Below are 18,093 nucleotides of genomic sequence, written 5' to 3'. Positions count from 1 at the left end.
CTTACTATTTCATCCAGTTATCGACGATGCCAGATATTTTTTGTGGCCCTTGCTCTTTAAGCCATAAGTTAAAATCATCGCGCACGGGAGAGCCTTTCTTAAAGGCAATGCCAAGTTGATCAACATTCTTGAAAACATAACGACTTTCTATCGGCATCTTTTTCTTATTTTTGAAGGTAAAATAAACCGGCTCTTCTATAAAAGCCAGATCAAGATTGCCATTTTTTAGATCAGCCATCGTCTCATTATAGGTTGGATACAATTTTACTTTACTTAACGAGTAGTATCCTTTGGGCTCCAGATCGTTTTTGATAAGGTCGGAGTAAGCCATTCCTCGAGGGTATCCAATAGAATATTTATTTAATTCATTGAGGTTATTGAGCGTTATTTTATGATTGGCCATACTGACCAGATAAAAAGAGTTGATGTAATAAGGTTCAGAGAAATCAATAACTTTCTTACGTTTATCTGTGATTGAAATTCCCGAAAATGCTACATCTGCCTGACCACTCGCCACTGCGCCAAGCATTCCATCCCAGGCATATTCGGTGATGTTTAGCTTACAATGCCGTGACTGACAGTAAGACGAAAAAAGCTCCAGATCTATCCCCTGCAATTTGCCATCAGCACTTTTAAATAACATAGGGGGAGAGGCTGGTGATACTGCGACATTGAGTGTTCTCCCTTCAACGATGCTATCAGCAAACGCTGAAGACGACATTATTCCCAACACTATCATCGATAAGCCAAATTTTTTGGATAACATGCTATCTATTTCCTGTAGTAAGGTAATGCGTATTATAAATTAAGCATTAGGGCGTGAGCCTGACATTTGCAGGCGTAAAGTACTTAACGTTATGTATTCCATCGCTGTTAACTAATTTAATCAGGAGGTTTGACAGGAATCATCAAAGGGAATGGATTGAATATACCATAAGATATCAACTGGATATGAGTGCAGCGACACCATGAAAGGTGAAAATGTAAAGATACCATAGACATTAGTATACTGGACATAGTTTATGCTCCATTTACGCATACATATTTACATGATAAGCAGATAAATGCTTCAGTGACGGTGCCTTTCATGTCTCTAATTATCATCTTACCACTCTATCCAGGGCCAATATAAAGACTTATCTTTTCTTGTCAAATACATTTTTTGAGCTAAGTTGATTTGCGTGCTATCTATATTTGCAAGCATATAAATTATTTGTCTCATGAACAAACGACAACAAATCAGGATTTTTGACGATGTTGTTATGTTTATCAAAACGTTAACTTGTTTTAATCGATGATAATCTTAATTCAGAAATATCTGAATATATACGGTTGTTGAGATAAAATTCTCAAATTAACATCGTACATCTTATGTAATAAATATAAATACGATTAATAAATCCAAAACTGAGACTGACAACCGGATAACAAACAGCAATAAAGAGGGTTCTTCATTAAGTTATCCTGGCAACGATTAAGGTGGTAACATTTTCGGTGGCTTTACCCATTTTAATCGTGTTCACAGCCGTTAATTACCTTATGATTACCATGGTAATTAAAAATGAATCCTTAATGACTCGTTGGCTGAGTGAAAAAAATTCTACATCACATAGGCGCATGTATCGCGTATAATGGGCTCCGATGCCCCTAATTATTGCTATGACATAATGATATGTATCTTAACCGCTTTTGTTATTTACTCCTGATCTTCGCTGCGGTCGGAAGCATTTTTACATCGCATCCCGTCGCGATGTGGTTCCTGCTCGCCAATGTGCTAACGCTGGCGATCTACGGTATAGACAAAACGGCGGCACGTAAAACCTGGCGCAGAGTGCCGGAATCCACTTTGTTGGTGTTTGGGGTTGTCGGTGGGTGGCCTGGGGCGATTGTTGGTCAACAACTCTTCCGTCATAAAACGCAAAAGCAGCCATTCAAAACATACTTTATTGTCAGTGTGATAGTGAGTATTTTAGTTACGGTGGCGATTTATCGACTCTATCCATTTTTGTCTTACTGAACATAGACTATGTATCACTTATTGACCAATCGGCAGCAAAGATAGCATCATATTTTCATGCCACCGGCACTATGATATTGAGTTGTGTTTTGCTCAAGGCGTACCGCAGCCGATGGAACTTTATTCAGTGGAATAATGATGAGCTATAAAACTTTCTAACATTATGGCAAAACAATGATGGACTTCCTGGGTTGGATGGACAAGGTCGTTGAAGACGTATTGCGGACATATATCTAGCTGAGGGTCTTTAGCCCCGGGAACATGTACATAGCCGTGGTGAGTATAAGGGTTTTCCGTATCATAACCAATATTACTGGCCGCCTCCATTATCACCTTAAATGCATCGGCAGTCTCGTAATAGCATATTTTATGCTGGGGGTATTTTTCTTTTAATTCTTCAACATTAGTTTTTAACAGGGCATTGTGAGCGATGCTTTCATCCTTAAGCTTTCTTTTTTCATCAGAATGTTTGCCATAAGGTGTTAAAGACAAATCGGGAATCCCCATGACCAGAACATTATTAACTCCACCGGAAATTATTTTTTCAATATCATCAATTTGTTGCTCAACGACCATTATTACATTATCTTTGTGTAGTGTCATATAGTCATTAGCCCCCAATAAAAATATCGCCAGGTCCTGGTGAGAAGGGGTGTAAGATGCGACTTGTCTATCCGTATTTGATACAAAGTCACCGATGCAATTAAAGCAGGAATAGCTTGCCGATGTACTTCCCCCTTCAGCAAAATTAAGCATCTCTTTACCTAAGAAGTGTGGAGATGATAAAAACTCAGTCCAGGTAAATCCATTAGTAAACCTTCCGCCAAAGTATTGACCATAGGAGGGTAAGATATGATGTGTTTTTTCAAACATACGCCCTAAGGAGTCAGACAAGCTGTCGCCAAAAAATACCAGTCTGGTAATATCACCCAAAGAAATATTTTTGGGCTTGGGATGTGATTTATTGATTTCTTTGGCAAGACCAAAAGCTTCCGGATGACATTCAACCTCAATAGATAAAATATTGTCACCATTATCATCTTTAATAATCAACTTATCGGCGTGTTCCTGTGATTCTATAATAAACTGTTCTTTACATCCCTGAGACGCTAAGGCTCGAAGTTTGATGTAGGCTCCGCGAACCTGTACCGGTGTTAGATTCAGTTCCTGATGGTGGTAAAGATTAAAGATACATTCGAGCGCCTCTGCATGGTGGGTGGTAAAGAAATATGCTTTGATTTTCTCCCATAAACTTAATTCCGGAAGGCGTGCGCTTTCTTTTATCGCATTAAATTTTTCAGAACTGATAGATGATGTGAAATAACCCTGTCCAACACTCAATGGCATAGTGTCCTCCTTACTTTATTAAACACGCTTTAGCAAATAATTAATTAGCAAATATTAGCAAGAAAAGTAATCAGGTAAATGGTGTATATGGAATTACGCTTCTTTAACAGTTTTTCGTCGCCAATAAAATACATACAATGTTTATTGTTTTTCAACGAAGTAAATATATCATCAACAACGTGAGGTTAATACCTGGTACATATTATCTGACTGCTATTATTATTGAGTGTGCGCCAGGCTAAGGCAAAGATCTAAAAAAGAAGCCACTCCTGATTTTAGTGTGCTGGCGTGAGTATGAGCTGGCTTGATACTCAGGAAAAACAGACAAACTTATCATCCGACTATTATTGCTAAAGTGCTAGTGTTTTATGTGACATTTTGATTTCTATTTTCATATTAAATATTTCTTAAGTGAGTTAAATATAATGAATGATGATTCAATTATTAAAAACTCTTCGATGCTTTTGGCCTATTTAGGTGGTTTGGGATGGGGAAGCGCCTATTTTTATGGCTGGGGCGTCTCCGCGTACTATGGTTTCCCGTGGTGGTATGTAGGCGTCGGCCCTGACAACATTGCCCGAAGTCTATTCCATGCGATTAGCCTGATGGCTATATTCATAATAGCGTGGGGAGTGGGTATTCTATTATTTTTTCTAGTAAAGCAAAAAGCACGTATCCACGACCTTAGCTTTTTACGTCTTTTTTTGGCAGCGGTTTTGTTCTTTATTCCAATTGTTATCGAGTTTTCTCTCTTAACAGAATCGTTTTTGTGGGAGCTTTTTTTTATCATTTTACTGGTGGCTTTATGCTTATCGGTGGGGATGCGTTTTTATAGTAAATTGATGCCAGTGATTTGTTTTACGCAACTCAGTTGGGTGCGAAGGCATTGTTTCACTATAGTTATGCTTGGTTTTATTATATATTTTTTTATATTTTCTTTTTTTGTTGGAATCTATAAACCACAATTAAAGAAAGAATACGAAATGATATTGTATGATGGAGGCTGGTACTACGTCCTGGCCAGATATCATGATAGTTTTATTTTGTCGAAATCCTTTACTAAAAATAACAATAGATTTATTATTTTTAGACCAGAAGATGGGCACTCTTATGAAATTACTCTGGTAAAAGTCAGGCTTTAATAAAATGCTGGTTGGCAAGAGCGTGAAATGACGGCAGAACTTCCCATAGCAACGATTGAGGAAAGAACTGAGCGCCCATATCTGTAGGCTGTGGAATAGCAATGCCGGGAAGGACATGGCATGACACTTTATCTGACATTACCATTTGAGTGACAGGTTAGCAGATGTTTCAGGCCAAACCCAAGTTGAACTGGAGCGCTCAGAAGCCGATTACCTACATAACAAATATTGGCCGCAAGCTTATGCTGTGGCCGGAATATACGACCGCTATTATCCAGACTGGCTGTTAACTTATTTATTTTCCCATAGTAACCTATAACAGGCCTCCCTGAGGCATTGGCTAGCATCTGTGCATTGGAAAAACAGGCTCCATTTGCACTATAGCAACTTATAAATTTTATTTCCTCATGAGAGTTGCTAATATGGCGGATTGATTTTGAAAGTGATGATGACTGACTTGCACCGGAACCGTACCGATTTTCATGTTGAACAACAAAAGGAGCACCATGTTTACAAATCGAAATAGGCATGGATTATTACCTGAGATTGATTTCAAATTAACAATAATGATGACGCTTTTGGGTATTAAAAATCTTTCAAATAACGCTCATTTGATTTTTTGTCCACATTGACTAAGCCTGGAAAGACACAGGGTTGAGATATTTTCGCTACCCGTCGGCGGTGTATCGCAGTTGTGATGTTACGTTCTTACAAGACTGACATCTTCATATCATAACCTTTATTCATTACCACCTGGTGAGTAAATAAAAACTATTAAGCAAATATTTACTTCTGGGTAATGGGACTGGATTTACCGGCATTACCTCTGTGCCCCAGTCGGGCAGAACATTGCAGCTTAGAAAGAAAGCTTTGGTGTTTATTGTCTGTGGCCTGAAAAAGTTCCCATGAGCTGAATATGTTGAATGTGAACTGATTCTTGATGGTCTATGCCGGAAATCTATAAGCTATTGATTTTTATATTGTGTGTAATTTTACAATTACATAAACATAAAATTCTGATAGTATACCCCCCTATAGTATATGGAGGTCGAATGCCGCATTCACCTGAAGATAAAAAACGTATCCTTACCCGTGTTCGTCGCATACGCGGGCAGGTCGAAGCGCTGGAGCGGGCGCTTGAGTCTGGCGAACCTTGTCTGGCGATTCTGCAACAGATTGCCGCCGTGCGCGGCGCGTCTAATGGCCTGATGAGTGAAATGGTTGAAATCCATCTGAAAGATGAGCTGGTCAGCGGGGAGACTACGCCAGATCAGCGCGCGGTTCGGATGGCGGAAATCGGCCATCTTCTTCGCGCTTATCTAAAATAACAATTTCCCTCACCGTAACAGGAAGAGATATATGAAATCACGTGCAGCAGTTGCTTTTGGTCCCGGTCAGCCGTTAAAAATTGTCGAGATTGACGTTGCGCCGCCGAAAAAAGGCGAAGTTCTGGTCAAAATCACTCATACCGGCGTTTGCCATACCGATGCTTTTACCCTTTCCGGCGATGATCCGGAAGGCGTATTCCCGGCAGTCCTGGGTCACGAAGGCGGCGGCGTGGTAGTCGAGGTCGGCGAGGGGGTCACCAGCCTGAAACCCGGCGATCATGTTATTCCACTGTATACGGCGGAATGCGGCGAGTGTAAGTTCTGTAAGTCCGGTAAAACTAACCTTTGTCAGGCCGTACGCGCCACTCAGGGAAAAGGGCTGATGCCGGATGGCACTACCCGCTTTTCTTATAACGGCGAACCCGTTTATCACTATATGGGAACCAGCACGTTCAGCGAATATACCGTTTGCTCGGAAATTTCTCTGGCGAAAGTGAACCCGCAGGCGCCGCTGGATAAAGTGTGTCTGTTGGGCTGCGGCGTGACGACTGGTATTGGCGCCGTCCATAACACCGCTAAAGTGAAAGCGGGCGACACCGTTGCCGTTTTTGGTTTAGGCGGTATTGGGCTGGCGGTTATTCAGGGCGCGGTTCAGGCTAAAGCCGGGCGTATTTTAGCTGTCGACACGAATCCGGAAAAATTTACGCTGGCGGGCGAAATGGGGGCCACGGACTTTATTAATCCGAATGATTACGACGAACCGATCCAGGACGTTATTGTTGAGCTTACTGATGGCGGCGTAGATTTCAGTTTTGAATGTATCGGCAACGTTAACGTGATGCGAGCAGCGCTGGAATGTTGTCATAAAGGCTGGGGCGAAAGCATTATTATTGGCGTAGCGGGGGCAGGGCAGGAAATCAAAACCCGTCCCTTCCAGCTAGTGACCGGTCGCGTCTGGCGTGGCTCCGCCTTTGGCGGCGTGAAAGGGCGCACGCAGCTGCCAGGGATGGTCGAAGATGCGATGAACGGTAAAATCCGTTTAGATCCTTTTATTACTCACCGCCTGCCGCTGGAGCAGATTAACGATGCCTTTGAACTGATGCATCAGGGTAAATCCATCCGTACTGTTATCCACTTTGGCGATAACTGATTCATCCGCCAGCGGATTTTCCGCTGGCGCTTTTCTGAATTTTCTGGAATGAATGTTGTGAAAATGTGACGAAGGCGATGCTTTTCGCGATAAGCAAACGTCACGAAGTGCCGATGACTATCTAACGGGCGTGTTTTACGCATAAAACCTACAAGAGAGTCGACGGTCATGGGCAACACATTCTCGATGCAAGCCTCGCATAAACTGGGCTTCCTGCATCATATTCGGCTGGTTCCGCTGTTTTCCTCCATTCTCGGTGGCATCCTTCTTCTTTTTGCTTTGAGCGCCGGGCTGGCAGGCTATTTTCTGTTACAGGCCGATCGCGATCAGCGTGATGTCACGGACGAGATTCAGGTACGGATGGGATTATCCAACAGCGCTAACCACTTACGTACCGCACGTATCAATATGATCCACGCTGGCGCGGCGAGCCGGATTGCTGAAATGGATGAAATGAAAGCCAATATTGCCGCTGCGGAAACGCGGATCAAGCAGTCTCAGGACGGCTTTAACGCTTATATGTCCAGAGCGGTGAAAACACCCGCCGATGACGCGTTAGATAACGAGTTAAACGCCCGCTACACCGCCTATATCAACGGCCTGCAACCGATGCTGAAATTTGCCAAAAATGGCATGTTCGAAGCGATCATTAATCATGAAAACGAGCAGGCAAAACAACTGGATGCCGCATATAACCATGTCCTGTTGAAAGCGATTGAACTGCGCACCGAGCGGGCGAGACTACTTAGCGAGCAGGCTTACCAACGTACCCGGCTCGGTATGATGTTTATGATTGGCGCATTTACGCTGGCGCTGGTATTGACGTTAATGACCTTCATGGCGCTGCGTCGCACGGTGATACAACCCTTGCAGCAGTCTGCGTCACGTATCGAACGCATTGCGGCCGGCGATCTGACCATGGCTGACGAGCCCACAGGACGCAGTGAAATTGGTCGCCTGAGTCATCATCTTCAGCAGATGCAGCATGCGTTGCAACAAACGGTAGGGGCGGTGCGTCAGGGGGCGGAGGAAATTTATCGAGGCACCAGCGAAATTACTGCTGGTAATACGGATTTATCTTCTCGTACTGAACAGCAGGCTGCCGCCATTGAACAAACTGCGGCCAGTATGGAACAGTTGACGGCAACCGTTAAACAGAATGCGGATAATGCGCATCACGCCAGCAAACTGGCGGAAGATGCTTCCGGTAAAGCCAGTCGCGGAGGCCAGATGGTTTCCGGGGTCGTACAAACGATGGGGAATATTTCCACCAGCTCGAAAAAAATCTCGGAAATTACCGCCGTCATTAACAGTATCGCTTTCCAGACCAACATTCTGGCGCTGAACGCGGCGGTCGAGGCGGCACGCGCCGGGGAACAAGGACGCGGTTTTGCGGTGGTCGCCAGTGAGGTTCGTACCCTCGCCAGTCGCAGCGCGCAGGCGGCAAAAGAGATTGAAGGCTTGATCGGCGCATCGGTCAGCCTGATTGAACAAGGATCTGAAGAGGTTATCGCTGCGGGGAGCACCATGAATGAGATTGTGGATGCCGTCAAACGCGTCACCGATATTATGCTCGATATCGCGGCAGCCTCTGATGAGCAAAGTCGCGGTATTGTTCAGGTCAGTCAGGCGATTTCTGAGATGGACAAGGTTACGCAACAAAACGCGTCGCTGGTCGAAGAGGCGTCCGCGGCGGCCGCCTCGCTTGAAGAACAGGCCGCCCGCTTGACGCAAGCCGTTGATGCGTTTCATTTACAGGATACTGGCGCGACGATGCGATCATCCTTCCTTTAGTAAGCGTCGCGCCAGCGGGCTATTTTAGCCGCGGGCGCGTTTATTCTCCGACAGCCGCTATCACAGCGGCATCGATTTACGGATCGCCGCAATCAGCATTTGCGCCCCGGTTGAGAGCGGGATATCAACTCGCGTAAGAATACCTATCGGTTCGCCTGCGCTCTGGGTCGGCACGGGTAATGAGACCAGCGTCGCCTGGCGAAGATCTTCTTTAACCGCGCCAGAGGGGACGAACCAGACGTAATCGTAATCTACGGTCAGTTGTCGTGATAACGATGCGGATAGCGTTTCGATACATCCGGCAGGCATTTTACACCCCTGGCTTTGCAACAGGGCTTCCGCATTCTGGCGCGGTACCGTGCCTTTTGGCGAGACGACTACCGGCCACTCCATAACCCGACTGAGCGTGATCGTCTCCTGTAACAGGGGATGACCGGGGCGTACCACTAATTTAAGCGATTCTAAAAACAGCAGTTCGTAATTTAAACCGCCCATTAATTCCGGGTCTGACATGCGGCCAATACCCAGATCGATCTCGCCTGATTTCAGACCTGCAAGCAACATCGTATTGTTCATGGTCGCGACCTGTAACGAGGTCGATTTTTGCTGTTGATGGAACCGCCCAATAGCCGCCGGGAGTATACCCAGCGCAGCGGTGGGGAGCGCGCCAACACGCACCACATCGGCGCTGGCGTCCTCTTTGCGATTCAGCGCCTGCCCGGCGGTATTCAATGCATCTAATACTTTTACCGCATGAGTCAAAAATTGTTCGCCAGGAACCGTTAATTGCGCGCCCAGTCGCCCGCGTTCAAACAGACGGGTTCCGGTGAGTTGTTCCAGTTCGTTCAGCGTTTTAGAAAGCGCTGGCTGGCTCAGGTTAAGGGTTTCAGCCGCGCGCCCCAGAGTTCCCTGTTGCGCAACGGCGACAAATGTATGAAGGTGGCGCAACCGAATGCGCTGACTAAACAGACCATTTTTTTCCATAAGCGATGTTAAAAACAGAGCCGTGCGGGTGACAAGTAAAGTTGTTTGTTTTTGATAACCTGATAGCAAAATATTATTAACATTTTACCATTTCAAGTTACAACTGTTTTATTTTACTGATGATTCAACTGCCGTTAAGCGTGTTAAGCCGCGATCTGGTCGGGGATATGCCAACTCATGTCAATCCGTTCTGCATAATGAATTCAGACCGGATCACACTTTATAAATTCTTCTCCCCGGAATGGATGAGGTTTTCTACACTCCAGGTAACATTCACTGGAGGCATGACATTATGGCGAACACCATCACGGCAGATGAGATTCGGGAACACTTTTCGCAGGCAATGTCGGCAATGTACCAGCAGGAAGTTCCGCAGTACGGTACGTTACTGGAACTTGTGGCTGACGTGAATCTGGCGGTGCTGGAAAATAATCCCAAACTGCATGAGCAGTTGGCTAATGCCGATGAACTGGCGCGATTGAACGTGGAACGACATGGCGCCATTCGTGTTGGCACCGCAGAAGAACTTTCTACCTTGCGTCGGATATTCGCCATCATGGGGATGTACCCAGTAAGTTATTACGATCTCTCTCAGGCGGGCGTGCCTGTGCACTCCACGGCATTTCGTCCCATTGACGAGGCTTCGCTCTCGCGTAATCCCTTTCGCATGTTCACTTCGCTATTACGCCTGGAGCTCATTGAAAACGCGGCATTACGCCAGCGGGCGGCGGAAATCTTATCGCAGCGTGATATTTTTACATCGCGCTGCCGACAATTGCTGGATGAGTACGACGAGCAGGGCGGTTTTAGTGCTGCTCAGGCCGAAGAGTTCGTCCGTGAAACGCTGGAGACTTTTCGCTGGCATCGTCAGGCTACCGTTGATGAAGAAACGTACCGCAGCCTGCATCGTGAGCATCGTTTAATTGCCGACGTGGTCTGTTTTCCGGGATGCCACATTAACCATCTGACGCCGCGTACTCTGGATATCGACCGGGTACAGGCCATGATGCCGGAGTGCGGCATTACGCCTAAAATTCTTATCGAAGGTCCGCCTCGCCGCGAAGTGCCTATTCTGTTGCGGCAAACCAGTTTCAAAGCCCTGGAAGAGCAGGTGCTCTTCGTTGATGAAAAGCAGGGTACGCACACGGCGCGCTTCGGCGAAATTGAGCAACGTGGCGTCGCGCTGACGCCAAAAGGTCGTCGATTATATGACGAACTGTTGCACAAGGCGGGAACGGGTAAGGATAACTTCACGCATCAACTCCATTTGCGGGAGGTCTTTAACGCCTTTCCGGATAGCGAATTTCTGCTTCGCCAGCAGGGGCTTGCCTGGTTCCGTTATCGCTTAACGCCTTCCGGCGAGGCGCATCGTCAGGCGATCCATCCTGGCGACGATCCGCAGCCGCTTATTGAGCGCGGTTGGGTGATCGCGCAGCCGATTACCTATGAAGATTTTCTTCCGGTCAGCGCAGCCGGCATTTTTCAGTCGAATTTGGGAAATGAAACGCTGGCCAGAAGCCACGGCAATGCCAGCCGCGACGCCTTTGAACAGGCGCTGGGATGTGCTGTACGGGATGAATTTTCGTTATATCAGGAAGCGGAAGAACGCAGTAAACGCCGTTGCGGTCTGCTTTAAAAGCGGTAAGCTTCACAGGCTGTGAGGATACTGTAAAAGGAAGGCGTTATGTTGAATCCCTCCATCCCGCTGGTGGCGACGCGTCACGGTAAAATCGTGGGCGTCGTACAGGAAGAAATCCATATCTGGCGCGGTATACCTTATGCCGCGCCGCCAACAGGGGAGCTACGCTGGCGTGCGCCGCAGCCTGTTACGCCCTGGCAGGATGTGCGCCAGGCGGATTGTTTCTCCTGCGCCAGTTGGCAGGATATTACCTGGTGTCGCGAACTCGGCGGCGGCGATCCGGGAAATTTTGCTGAAGACTGTCTCTATCTGAACGTCTGGGCTCCCGCCGTGCGTCATGAACCGTTGCCGGTCATGGTCTGGCTACACGGCGGCGGTTACACCATTGGCGCGGGGAGTTTGCCGCCCTATGACGGTCAAGCGCTGGCGAAGCGCGGCGCGATCGTGGTGACGGTCAATTATCGGCTTGGCCATCTGGGCTTTTTCGCGCATCCGGCGCTGGAAGGCGAAGGGGCGGAGTGTATTCATAATTTCGCTTTACTCGATCAAATCGCTGCGCTGCGTTGGGTGCAGGACAATATTGCCGCATTTGGCGGCGATACGCAGAATGTGACGTTATTTGGCGAATCCGCCGGCGCCCGCAGCGTGCTGTCGTTGATGGCTTCGCCGTTGGCGAAGGGGCTTTTTCATAAAGCGATTATTCAGAGTGGTTATACGCTGCCGGATACGCCCCGCGAGGTGGCGCTAAAAAAAGCGTTGCGCTGGCGGAACATCTTGGTTTAGCCCATGCCACTGCCGAACAGCTACGCGCTTTACCGGCAGAGACGTTTTGGCCGCTGGACGCGCCTTTTAAAATTGCGCCGACGCCGATTTCCGGCGACGTCGTGCTGCCGCATCCGATGCTGGAAACCTTCTTTGCGGCGAAACAGCATCCCATACCGGTGATGATCGGCTCGAATAGCGATGAAGCCAGCGTATTGGCCGTTTTTGGCGTCGATATTGCCGGTCAAATTCAAAAAATGCGCCGTGAGCGGCGTGTTGGTCTGGGGTTAATCCGGCTGCTTTATCCTGGAGTGAAAGGCGACGAAGCGCTAGGGCGGCAGGTCTGTCGGGATATGGTATTTACCACGTTGGGTTATGTCGTCATGCAAGCGCAGCAGCGGATCGGCGAACCGTGCTGGCGTTACTGGTTTGATTATGTCGCCGAGGCGGAGCATAACACCTACGCGAATGGCGCCTGTCATGGCAATGAAATACCGTATGTATTCGATACGTTAACGCGGGCTGAGCCCACATGCCATTATGTGAATGAGAATGACCTGGCCTTTGCCTCGCAGGTGGCGGATTACTGGGTGAATTTCGCTCGTCATGCCAGCCGCACGCGCGACGTGCTGCACGGCCCGGTTCGCTGGCCCGCCAGCATTCGGGGGCGAGATCGTCTGTTGCGGATTGGGCTGAACAAACTTGCCGGTTTTAAAGTGGAAAACCGCTTTATGCGTGCGCGTCTGGCGCTGTTTAAACGAGTCATGAAACATCACGTTAGTCTGGAATAAACTTTTCATAACCTGAAGAATGCTGCGTGAGGTTTACATCCGATTCGGTCGGTTCTTATCGACATAAAATATTTACGCTTTTGCACAGTTTCCAGGCGACCAACAATTGGATTATTAATGAATTTTGTCTAGAGTGAGCGGTCAGAAACGGGCACATTCTTGCTGCTGAAAAAACCAGCGCGGGACCATTCACAAGACCAGAAGGACTCATTTTCAGGTATGAATCGTAGACGATTTATTAAAGGTTCAATGGCAATGGCCGCCGTGTGCGGTTCCAGCGGTATTGCTTCACTCTTTTCTCAGGCGGCGTTTGCCGCGGAATCCGATATTGCGGATGGTAAAATTGTCCGTTTTGATTTTGCTGGTCTGCAATCAATGGCCCAGGCGTTAGCGAAAAAGCCCTGGGGTGGCGCGCCGGGACCCTTGCCGGATACGCTCGCCAATCTGACGCCGCAGGCCTATAACAGCATTCAGTATGACGCGGCGCATTCACTCTGGAACGGTGTTGCCAACCGGCAGCTCGATATTCAGTTTTTCCACGTAGGGATGGGCTTCCGTCGTCGCGTACGCATGTTTTCCGTTGATACGACGACGCATCTTGCTCGCGAGATTCATTTTCGCCCGGAACTGTTTAAATACAACGATGCCGGCGTTGATACGACGCAACTGGAAGGGCAGAGCGATCTCGGTTTCGCCGGTTTCCGTGTCTTTAAAGCGCCGGAACTGGCGCGGCGCGATGTCGTCTCCTTCCTGGGCGCCAGTTATTTCCGGGCGGTAGATGATACTTATCAGTATGGCCTGTCGGCTCGCGGGCTGGCGATAGATACCTATACTGACGGTCAGGAAGAGTTCCCTGACTTCACCGCATTCTGGTTTGACACCGCGAAGCCGGGCGATACTACGTTTACCGTTTACGCTCTGTTGGACAGCGCTAGCGTGACGGGCGCGTATAAATTTGTGATCCATTGCGAAAAAACGCAGGTGATCATGGATGTAGAAAACCATCTCTACGCCCGTAAAGATATAAAGCAACTTGGCATTGCGCCGATGACCAGTATGTTTAGCTGTGGGAATAATGAACGTCGGGTATGCGACACCATTCACCCGCAAATTCACGACTCCGATCGGCTGGCGATGTGGCGGGGTAACGGCGAGTGGATTTGCCGCCCGCTGAATAATCCGCAGAAATTGCAGTTCAATGCATATATGGACGATAACCCAAAAGGGTTCGGCCTGCTGCAACTCGATCGCGATTTCTCGCATTATCAGGATGTGATGGGCTGGTACAACAAACGTCCGAGCCTGTGGGTGGAGCCGCGCAGTAAGTGGGGGAAAGGCGCGGTTAGCCTGATGGAGATCCCAACCACTGGCGAAACTCTGGATAATGTGGTCTGTTTCTGGCAGCCGGAAAAAGCGATCAAAGCCGGGGATACGCTGGCGTTTAATTATCGTTTGTACTGGAGCGCGCAGCCGCCGGTACAATCTCCGCTTGCGCGGGTCATGGCGACCCGTACAGGGATGGGCGGCTTTCCCGAGGGTTGGGCTCCGGGCGAACATTACCCGGATAAATGGGCGCGCCGTTTTGCTATTGATTTTGTCGGCGGCGATCTGAAAGCGGCCGCGCCAAAAGGCATTGAGCCGGTAATTACGCTCTCCAGCGGTGAGGCGAAGCAGATTGAGATCCTCTACGTTGAGCCTTTCGACGGTTATCGTATCCAGTTTGACTGGTATCCGACCTCGGATTCTACGGCACCGGTGGATATGCGTATGTTCCTGCGCTGCCAGGGGGAGGCTATCAGCGAAACCTGGCTGTATCAGTATTTCCCGCCCGCGCCGGATAAGCGCCGTTATGTTGACGATCGTATCATGCGTTAGACAGTTTGCCTTCTGTACCGCCACAAAGGCGGTACAGGTTGCGGAAATAGCCCTGACATAAACTCATTCGTGAGCCGCTGTTTTTGTGACACGGCCTTTTCATCGTTCTATTTTTGCAACAGTCCTTCCTGTTTATCCCTCTCGATCCTGCGTACAGGGGACATTAAGATAGCTTCACCTTATTTAAGATATAAAGTGAATATAATGAAAAAGAGTTTTCTTGGTGCTCTCCTGTCTCTGGGTTTATTAAGTGCTGCTCATGCAGATGTATATAAATTTGATAATACGCATACCAATGCGGTATTTAATATCGATCATTTCCAGACCTCAACCAATCATGGCGGGTTTTATGCTATTAGCGGCGAACTGAAATATCAGCCGGAAAAGCAAGTCGCAGAGATGCGTGTGACGATTCCCGTGAGCGCCTTAAATACCGGGGTGGATGCGTTTGATAACCATATCCGCAGTAGCGATATTCTGGATGCGGAAAAATATCCAGAAATGGTATTTAAATCAACAAAATGGCATTTTGAAGATAATAAACCGGTTTCTATTGACGGTTTGCTAACAATGAAGGGAGTAACTAAGCCCGTTACCTTAACCACCACCAAGTTTGGCTGTTATATGAGCCCGATATTCAAGGCGCAGGTTTGCGGTGGTGATTTTGTCACGCAAATAGATCGCACCCAATGGGGGGTAGATTATCTGGTCGATATGGGGATGACGAAAGTTGTCGATATAAAAATCCAGGCAGAAGCGGTTAAGCAATAAAGGGAATAATGATGAAAACTCATCACCTCATTCGGGTAGTGGCCTCGCTGGTAATGTTGGCAACATCAGGCCTGGCTTATGCTGAAGAGTACAAAGCCAGCACGGACGAAAAAGCAATAAAAATGACGAACGTAGCCTCTCTGGAAGCACGCGTTCAGGCCAGAATGGAGAAAGGGGCATTTGGTTATATTCGCGGTGGAGCCGAAGATGAGAATAACCTTCGCAGCAACACCGAAAGCTTTGACAAAAAATATATTATGCCGCGCGTATTACAGGGCATTGAGTTAAAAGAGATCGATTTATCAACGCAGCTACTGGGTATTCCGCTTAAAACGCCTATAATCCAGGCACCGATGGCGGCGCAGGGCCTGGCCCACGCCTCCGGAGAGTTGGCGACGGCGAAAGGCATGGCGCAGGTCGGTTCGATTTTCTCGTTGAGCACCTATGGCAACAAGACCATCGAAGAGGTGGCTAACGTTTCCGGGAAAAATCCGTTCTTCTTCCAGCTTTATATGAGCAAGAATAATCAATTTAACGAATTTATTCTTGCACAAGCGGTAAAACATGGCGCTAAAGCGATTATTCTGACCGTAGATTCGCCTGTCGGCGGTTATCGGGAAGAAGATATTAAAAATAACTTCCAGTTCCCGCTGGGTTTTGCAAACCTGGAAATGTTCGCCAGAAAAAATGACGATGGTTCAAAAACTGGCAAAGGAGCAGGGATAAGTGAAATTTACGCGCAGGCTAAACAAGCCTTTACGCCGGAGGATATTGCCTATGTACATCGTATTTCCGGTCTGCCGGTTATCGTAAAAGGCATTCAGTCGCCGGAGGATGCTGAAATTGCTATCCAGGCCGGGGCCGCAGGAATATGGGTTTCTAATCATGGCGGCCGTCAATTAGACAGCGGGCCGTCCTCATTCGACATGCTTCCTGCGATTGCAAAAGTCGTCAACAAGCGAGTGCCTGTTATTTTTGACAGTGGAGTACGCCGTGGTTCGCACATATTCAAAGCGTTAGCCAGCGGGGCGGATATTGTGGCGGTTGGCCGGCCTGTATTATATGGTCTTAATCTTGGTGGCGCTCAGGGTGTGGCATCAGTGATTGAACAGCTAAACAAAGAGCTGACAATTAACATGATGTTGGGTGGCGCCAGAAATATTGAACAAGTGAAAACGACACGCTTGTTAACTGAAAAAGATCTGCCCCAGTAATATAAAGGTCGGGTACTATACCCGACCTTTTCCTGTATGATTTCCCTCAACAACGCTTTCGGTAGAAAATGACGCGCTCTGTTTCCTCAAATCCTAACGCCTGGTGAACTTTCTGGGAAATTGTATTTTCCGGCGAGGTATCGGAGACCATTTCCCGACACCCTTTATTCGTTCCCCATCGTTGCACCGCTGCAATCAATTGTTTCGCTACGCCGCGTTGACGGAATGAGGGGAGAACAAAAATACCTTCAAGGAAAACCACGGGCGAACTGTCACAGCCATTGACATAATCGTGGCGGATTGAGGCATCCGCAAAGCCAATCGCCACCCCGTCTGCCATCGCAATAAATGATGCCAGATGATCGGCTTGCAGAATTTCTTCGCCGTCCGCCAGATGGGCGTCATCCGGGTGACCAGGCCAGAGCTGTTTTCGCAATCCGCGCCAGAGCTCCAGATGGGTTTTGTTCATTTGCCTGATGTCCATTAACGCGCTCCTGATGAGGGGTCTGGCATGATGAGACGGCACCCCGCCTGCTGATAACGTCGGGCGATAGCAGACGGGAGCGCGCTGTCGCTAAGAATGGTAGTAATACAGGACAGCGTCGCCACCGCATGGGGTTCTACAGTATCAAACTTTGAATGATCGGCCATCAATATGACCTCGCGTGAGCGCTGAATAATGCGCGTTTTGACGCCTACTTCAAACATGGTAGCGTTGGTGATGCCCGTTTCAATCGACAGCGCATCGCAGGAGATAAAGGCGCGTTCAACGGCAAAGGCGTTAATCATCTCCAGCGCCAGACTCTCGCCCACCGAAAAGTAACCGGGGCGAATCAGTCCGCCGATAATGTAACTCTCTACGTGTGGGAAGCCACCCAGTTCATTAGCGATTTTGATGTCATTGCAAATGACTTTTACTTTGGCGTCGACCAGACATTTTGCCAGTTCCAGACAGGTGGAGCCGGAGTCGAGAAAAAAGCAGTCTCCATCCTTGATGAACGTGCGGGCGAGGGCGGCGATTTCGCGTTTCGCCTCGCTTTGTAACGTTCGCTTAACGTCGAAAACATATTCTTTATCTTCCGTACTGTCGTCGAAGTCAATACAACCATGGCCGCGAACCATACCGGGATAACGGCTGGCAATATAGTGAAAATCCCGGCGCACGGTTGCCTCTGCATAGCCAAAAAGCTCAATAGCTTGTTGTGTTGAGAGGTGCCTGTGTTGCCAAAGGTAATGCAACATCTGTTTGATACGGTCGGGGCGCTGTTGGCTCATCAGC

Annotated in this window: 15 protein-coding genes and 1 pseudogene; 10 read left to right on the top strand and 6 right to left on the bottom strand. The window is 48.0% G+C overall.

The features are described from left to right. Nucleotides 1-4: 4 nt before the first annotated feature. A complete protein-coding gene (locus tag ACLJTG_RS02540) occupies nt 5-766 on the bottom strand; it encodes a transporter substrate-binding domain-containing protein (RefSeq protein ID WP_000949369.1) in 762 nt (253 codons plus the stop codon). 906 nt (nt 767-1,672) lie between these two features. Here ACLJTG_RS02540 and ACLJTG_RS02535 point away from each other — a divergent pair. Further along, a complete protein-coding gene (locus ACLJTG_RS02535; RefSeq protein ID WP_000281185.1) occupies nt 1,673-2,017 on the top strand; it encodes a DUF1294 domain-containing protein in 345 nt (114 codons plus the stop codon). A 120-nt stretch (nt 2,018-2,137) separates the two neighbouring features. Here the strand turns inward: ACLJTG_RS02535 and sseJ are convergent, their stop codons facing one another. Then, nucleotides 2,138-3,364, bottom strand: a complete 1,227-nt coding sequence (gene sseJ, locus ACLJTG_RS02530) for an SPI-2 type III secretion system effector SseJ (protein ID WP_001131425.1) — start codon at nt 3,362-3,364, stop codon at nt 2,138-2,140. A 425-nt stretch (nt 3,365-3,789) separates the two neighbouring features. Here sseJ and ACLJTG_RS02525 point away from each other — a divergent pair, with 425 nt between their 5' ends. Beyond that, nucleotides 3,790-4,506, top strand: a complete 717-nt coding sequence (locus tag ACLJTG_RS02525; RefSeq protein ID WP_000997196.1) for a membrane protein — start codon at nt 3,790-3,792, stop codon at nt 4,504-4,506. A 128-nt stretch (nt 4,507-4,634) separates the two neighbouring features. On the opposite strand, the gene steB is transcribed toward ACLJTG_RS02525, so the two are convergent. Beyond that, nucleotides 4,635-5,036, bottom strand: coding sequence for a type III secretion system effector SteB (gene steB, locus ACLJTG_RS02520; RefSeq protein WP_001540100.1), 402 nt, complete (start codon nt 5,034-5,036; stop codon nt 4,635-4,637). Nucleotides 5,037-5,558: 522 nt separating this feature from the next. On the opposite strand from steB, the gene ACLJTG_RS02515 reads away from it, so the two are divergent. From ACLJTG_RS02515 to ACLJTG_RS02505, 3 genes are all read left to right on the top strand, one after another. After that, nucleotides 5,559-5,834: a metal/formaldehyde-sensitive transcriptional repressor gene (locus tag ACLJTG_RS02515; RefSeq protein ID WP_001120770.1), complete on the top strand. Its 276-nt coding sequence runs from the start codon at nt 5,559-5,561 to the stop codon at nt 5,832-5,834. Nucleotides 5,835-5,865: 31 nt separating this feature from the next. Next, the gene (locus ACLJTG_RS02510) at nt 5,866-6,984 is read left to right on the top strand and encodes an S-(hydroxymethyl)glutathione dehydrogenase/class III alcohol dehydrogenase (RefSeq protein WP_021000368.1); all 1,119 of its coding nucleotides are present in this window, start codon (nt 5,866-5,868) and stop codon (nt 6,982-6,984) included. A gap of 168 nt (nt 6,985-7,152) precedes the next feature. Continuing rightward, the gene (locus ACLJTG_RS02505) at nt 7,153-8,778 is read left to right on the top strand and encodes a methyl-accepting chemotaxis protein (protein ID WP_024792626.1); all 1,626 of its coding nucleotides are present in this window, start codon (nt 7,153-7,155) and stop codon (nt 8,776-8,778) included. 60 nt (nt 8,779-8,838) lie between these two features. On the opposite strand, the gene ACLJTG_RS02500 is transcribed toward ACLJTG_RS02505, so the two are convergent. Then, nucleotides 8,839-9,762, bottom strand: coding sequence for a LysR substrate-binding domain-containing protein (locus ACLJTG_RS02500; RefSeq protein WP_000414259.1), 924 nt, complete (start codon nt 9,760-9,762; stop codon nt 8,839-8,841). Between the two features lie 292 nt (nt 9,763-10,054). Here ACLJTG_RS02500 and ACLJTG_RS02495 point away from each other — a divergent pair, with 292 nt between their 5' ends. From ACLJTG_RS02495 to ACLJTG_RS02475, 5 genes and pseudogenes are all read left to right on the top strand, one after another. Then, nucleotides 10,055-11,398 (top strand): VOC family protein, encoded by a 1,344-nt coding sequence (locus ACLJTG_RS02495; RefSeq protein WP_000024092.1) that lies wholly within the window; start codon nt 10,055-10,057, stop codon nt 11,396-11,398. 48 nt (nt 11,399-11,446) lie between these two features. After that, nucleotides 11,447-12,954: pseudogene (locus ACLJTG_RS02490) on the top strand (carboxylesterase/lipase family protein). Between the two features lie 219 nt (nt 12,955-13,173). Beyond that, complete coding sequence (locus ACLJTG_RS02485) at nt 13,174-14,829, top strand: glucan biosynthesis protein D (RefSeq protein WP_001081954.1); 1,656 nt, start codon at nt 13,174-13,176, stop codon at nt 14,827-14,829. Nucleotides 14,830-15,024: 195 nt separating this feature from the next. After that, the gene (locus ACLJTG_RS02480) at nt 15,025-15,600 is read left to right on the top strand and encodes a YceI family protein (protein WP_079942433.1); all 576 of its coding nucleotides are present in this window, start codon (nt 15,025-15,027) and stop codon (nt 15,598-15,600) included. Nucleotides 15,601-15,611: 11 nt separating this feature from the next. Next, entirely contained in the window at nt 15,612-16,814 is a 1,203-nt protein-coding gene (locus tag ACLJTG_RS02475; protein ID WP_000848088.1) for a lactate oxidase, read from the top strand. A gap of 46 nt (nt 16,815-16,860) precedes the next feature. On the opposite strand, the gene aac(6') is transcribed toward ACLJTG_RS02475, so the two are convergent. After that, on the bottom strand, nt 16,861-17,298 hold the full coding sequence (aac(6'), locus tag ACLJTG_RS02470) for a cryptic aminoglycoside N-acetyltransferase AAC(6')-Iy/Iaa (RefSeq protein WP_079951421.1): 438 nt from the start codon (nt 17,296-17,298) through the stop codon (nt 16,861-16,863). Next, nucleotides 17,298-18,089, bottom strand: a complete 792-nt coding sequence (locus tag ACLJTG_RS02465; protein ID WP_001682390.1) for a DeoR/GlpR family DNA-binding transcription regulator — start codon at nt 18,087-18,089, stop codon at nt 17,298-17,300. The genes aac(6') and ACLJTG_RS02465 overlap by 1 nt, the downstream gene beginning before the upstream one ends. Between the last annotated feature and the right edge of the window lie 4 nt (nt 18,090-18,093).

This window comes from Salmonella sp. SAL00672, assembly GCF_046552175.1.
Lineage (GTDB): Bacteria > Pseudomonadota > Gammaproteobacteria > Enterobacterales > Enterobacteriaceae > Salmonella > Salmonella enterica.
The sequence above is the reverse complement of the archived record's forward strand: the minus strand, read 5'-3'. Positions and strand labels throughout refer to the sequence as shown.

Bases quoted from the DNA above. Each gene is read 5' to 3' on its own strand.
- ACLJTG_RS02540 (WP_000949369.1), bottom strand. From the start codon at position 766: ATGTTATCCAAAAAATTTGGCTTATCGATGATAGTGTTGGGAATAATG.
- ACLJTG_RS02535 (WP_000281185.1), top strand. From the start codon at position 1,673: ATGTATCTTAACCGCTTTTGTTATTTACTCCTGATCTTCGCTGCGGTC.
- sseJ (WP_001131425.1), bottom strand. From the start codon at position 3,364: ATGCCATTGAGTGTTGGACAGGGTTATTTCACATCATCTATCAGTTCT.
- ACLJTG_RS02525 (WP_000997196.1), top strand. From the start codon at position 3,790: ATGAATGATGATTCAATTATTAAAAACTCTTCGATGCTTTTGGCCTAT.
- steB (WP_001540100.1), bottom strand. From the start codon at position 5,036: ATGCCTATTTCGATTTGTAAACATGGTGCTCCTTTTGTTGTTCAACAT.
- ACLJTG_RS02515 (WP_001120770.1), top strand. From the start codon at position 5,559: ATGCCGCATTCACCTGAAGATAAAAAACGTATCCTTACCCGTGTTCGT.
- ACLJTG_RS02510 (WP_021000368.1), top strand. From the start codon at position 5,866: ATGAAATCACGTGCAGCAGTTGCTTTTGGTCCCGGTCAGCCGTTAAAA.
- ACLJTG_RS02505 (WP_024792626.1), top strand. From the start codon at position 7,153: ATGGGCAACACATTCTCGATGCAAGCCTCGCATAAACTGGGCTTCCTG.
- ACLJTG_RS02500 (WP_000414259.1), bottom strand. From the start codon at position 9,762: ATGGAAAAAAATGGTCTGTTTAGTCAGCGCATTCGGTTGCGCCACCTT.
- ACLJTG_RS02495 (WP_000024092.1), top strand. From the start codon at position 10,055: ATGGCGAACACCATCACGGCAGATGAGATTCGGGAACACTTTTCGCAG.
- ACLJTG_RS02485 (WP_001081954.1), top strand. From the start codon at position 13,174: ATGAATCGTAGACGATTTATTAAAGGTTCAATGGCAATGGCCGCCGTG.
- ACLJTG_RS02475 (WP_000848088.1), top strand. From the start codon at position 15,612: ATGAAAACTCATCACCTCATTCGGGTAGTGGCCTCGCTGGTAATGTTG.
- ACLJTG_RS02465 (WP_001682390.1), bottom strand. From the start codon at position 18,089: ATGAGCCAACAGCGCCCCGACCGTATCAAACAGATGTTGCATTACCTT.